The sequence below is a fragment of the Terriglobales bacterium genome (assembly GCA_035624475.1).
In the GTDB taxonomy this organism is placed as follows: Bacteria; Acidobacteriota; Terriglobia; order Terriglobales; family Acidobacteriaceae; genus DASPRL01.
Window position 1 is genome coordinate 1 of sequence record DASPRL010000130.1, and the last position, 2,313, is coordinate 2,313.

The window sequence follows — 2,313 nt, forward strand, 5'->3', positions numbered from 1 at the left end:
GGAGGAAACGTAGACCACCTCGTCGCCGTGGGCGATCACGTCCTTGCAGGCGCGGTAGTCACCCTCGGCCTTCTGCGCGGCTTCGGCGTGAGCGGCGAAGTAGCGCCCGGCCTCGGCCGCGCCCACCGCCTGCAGCAGTTGCGTGCCGGTGGGGGAAGATTGCGTGACGATGTTCAGCCGCTTGCTGCCCCAGTGTGAGGGCATCTGGCGCCCGCCGGAGGCGGGATCGTCGGCCGCACCCACCGCCTGCAGCAGCATCTCCAGCGGGGTGACGCCCAGCGCCAGGCACAGCGCGCGGTCGCGGTAATACGGGTAGAACCAGTCGTAGCCGGGCTTGAGGGCGAGGCCGGCGGCCGCGGTCAGCGCCTCGTGGCCCGCGCCCGAGATCTGGAAGAAGATCTTCTGCTGGCGTTTGAGCAGGATCTCGCGGTCGTCCAGCCGCCGCGACAGGTACATGATGCGGTAGAGCTGGACGAGCTGCTTGCTGGTCAGCCCTTCCCAGGTCTTTCCAGACTTGGGCTCTTGCCCGGCGGATTTGGGCTCGGCCTTGGTGGTAGCCATGCTTTTCCCTATCAGCTCCGGACGATCGGTAGCCAGCATTTTAAACGCTGAGAGGCTGGCGGATATACTGGTAAAAATGATCCGCACCAACCGCCCCATCCCGGCAGAGCGCATCCGCCTGCTCATCTTCGACCTGGACGGCACGCTGGTGGACTCGCGCTTGGACCTGGCCAACTCCGTCAACGCCATGCTCGAGTACTTCGGGCGGCCGACCCTGCCCTGCGACGTGATCGCCGGCTACATCGGCGACGGCGCCCCCATGCTGGTGCGCCGCTCCCTGGGCGATCCCGACGACGAGGCCTTCCTGCAGGAGGCCCTGGGCTACTTCCTGCAGTACTACCGCGAGCACAAGCTCGACAATACCTACGTCTATGCCGGGATCCAGGAGGCGCTGACGGCGATCCGCGCAGCGCGCAATGGCGCCCGCCCGGTGGAAATGGCAGTGCTCACCAACAAGCCGGTCAATCCCTCGCGCGCCATCGTGGAGGCGCTGGGGCTGGGCGAGTTCTTCGCCCGCGTTTACGGCGGCAACAGCTTCCACACCAAGAAGCCCGACCCGCTGGGCGCCCGCACCCTGCTGCAAGAGCGCGGGACGCGGCCAGAGGAGGCGGTCATCATCGGCGACTCCGAGATCGACGTCCTGACCGGACGCAACGCGGGGCTGTGGACGGTGGGCGTGACCTACGGCTTCGCGCCCCATACCTTGGAAACCGCCCCGCCGGACGTAGTGGTGGATGCGCCGCTCGAACTGAAACAGCTGTTCGTACGTTGAGCCGGCCTTCTCAGAATTGTCATCCCGAGTGAGCGCAAAGGAGCGTAGCGACCGGGCGCGACCGAGGGATCTTGGGGTTGCAAGGGCTGCGGACTAACGCTATAAACCCCAAGATCCCTCGTCGCCCTCGCTGACGCTCGGGCTCGCTCGGGATGACAGATCGTGAAGGTCGCTCTTTCAACCTATGCCCGCGACTGATTTCGGCTTCGCCCCCGCCGAACTGCACCGGCTGCGCCTGCTGAAGACGCCGCTGGGAGTGCAGAGGTTCCTCGACCGCCTCCCCTACCACCTGGCCGACACCGCCTGGTCACCGCGGCGGGTGCTGGCGGAGCGCACCGCCCACTGCATGGAGGGCGCCATCTTCGCGGCCGCCGCGCTGCGCGTGCTTGGCTATCCGCCGCTGATCTGGGACCTGGAGGCCTACCGCGACACCGACCACGTCATCGCCATCTTCCGCCACCGCGGCTGCTGGGGCGCGGTGGCCAAATCCAACTACGCCAACTGCCGCTGGCGCGATCCGGTGTACCGCACCCTGCGCGAACTGGCCATGAGCTACTTCGACACTTACGTGAGCGTGCGCGGGTGGCGCGGCCTGCGCACGTACTCCCGCCCCGTCAACCTCAAGCGCTTCGACCACCTGCACTGGATGACCAGCCCCAAGCCCATCTGGTTCATCGCCGAGCACCTGTGCGAGATCCCACACACTCGCCTGCTCACGCGAGCGCAGGAGAAGCGCCTCGCCCCCGCCGACGGCTGGCTGCTCAAGTCGGTGCTGGTCGGCCACCGCTGGAAGTGAGCCCTTGCGCTCCTCGGTATAATCAAAAGATGCCCAGACGATGAGATTGCGTTCTGGGAGCGAGTCGGCCGTGCCACACGGGCGCGGATCGGCCAACGACCAACGACTGCCTTATGGATTTCAAGCTCGTCAGCGACTACAAGCCACGCGGCGACCAGGGCCGCGCCATCGAGCAGCTTGTGCG

Annotated in this window: 3 protein-coding genes; 2 read left to right on the forward strand and 1 reads right to left on the reverse strand. The window is 66.7% G+C overall.

Annotation, left to right across the window (positions count from 1 at the left end; genetic code table 11):
* Positions 1-561: thiamine pyrophosphate-dependent enzyme (locus tag VEG08_05620; GenBank protein HXZ27464.1), on the reverse strand; the 561-nt coding region annotated here is incomplete at its 3' end.
* Positions 562-637: 76 nt separating this feature from the next.
* Here VEG08_05620 and VEG08_05625 point away from each other — a divergent pair.
* Both VEG08_05625 and VEG08_05630 read left to right on the forward strand, forming a co-directional pair.
* Positions 638-1,333, forward strand: coding sequence for an HAD-IA family hydrolase (locus VEG08_05625; GenBank protein ID HXZ27465.1), 696 nt, complete (start codon positions 638-640; stop codon positions 1,331-1,333).
* Between the two features lie 184 nt (positions 1,334-1,517).
* Complete coding sequence (locus VEG08_05630; GenBank protein ID HXZ27466.1) at positions 1,518-2,129, forward strand: hypothetical protein; 612 nt, start codon at positions 1,518-1,520, stop codon at positions 2,127-2,129.
* The last annotated feature ends 184 nt before the right edge of the window (positions 2,130-2,313 follow it).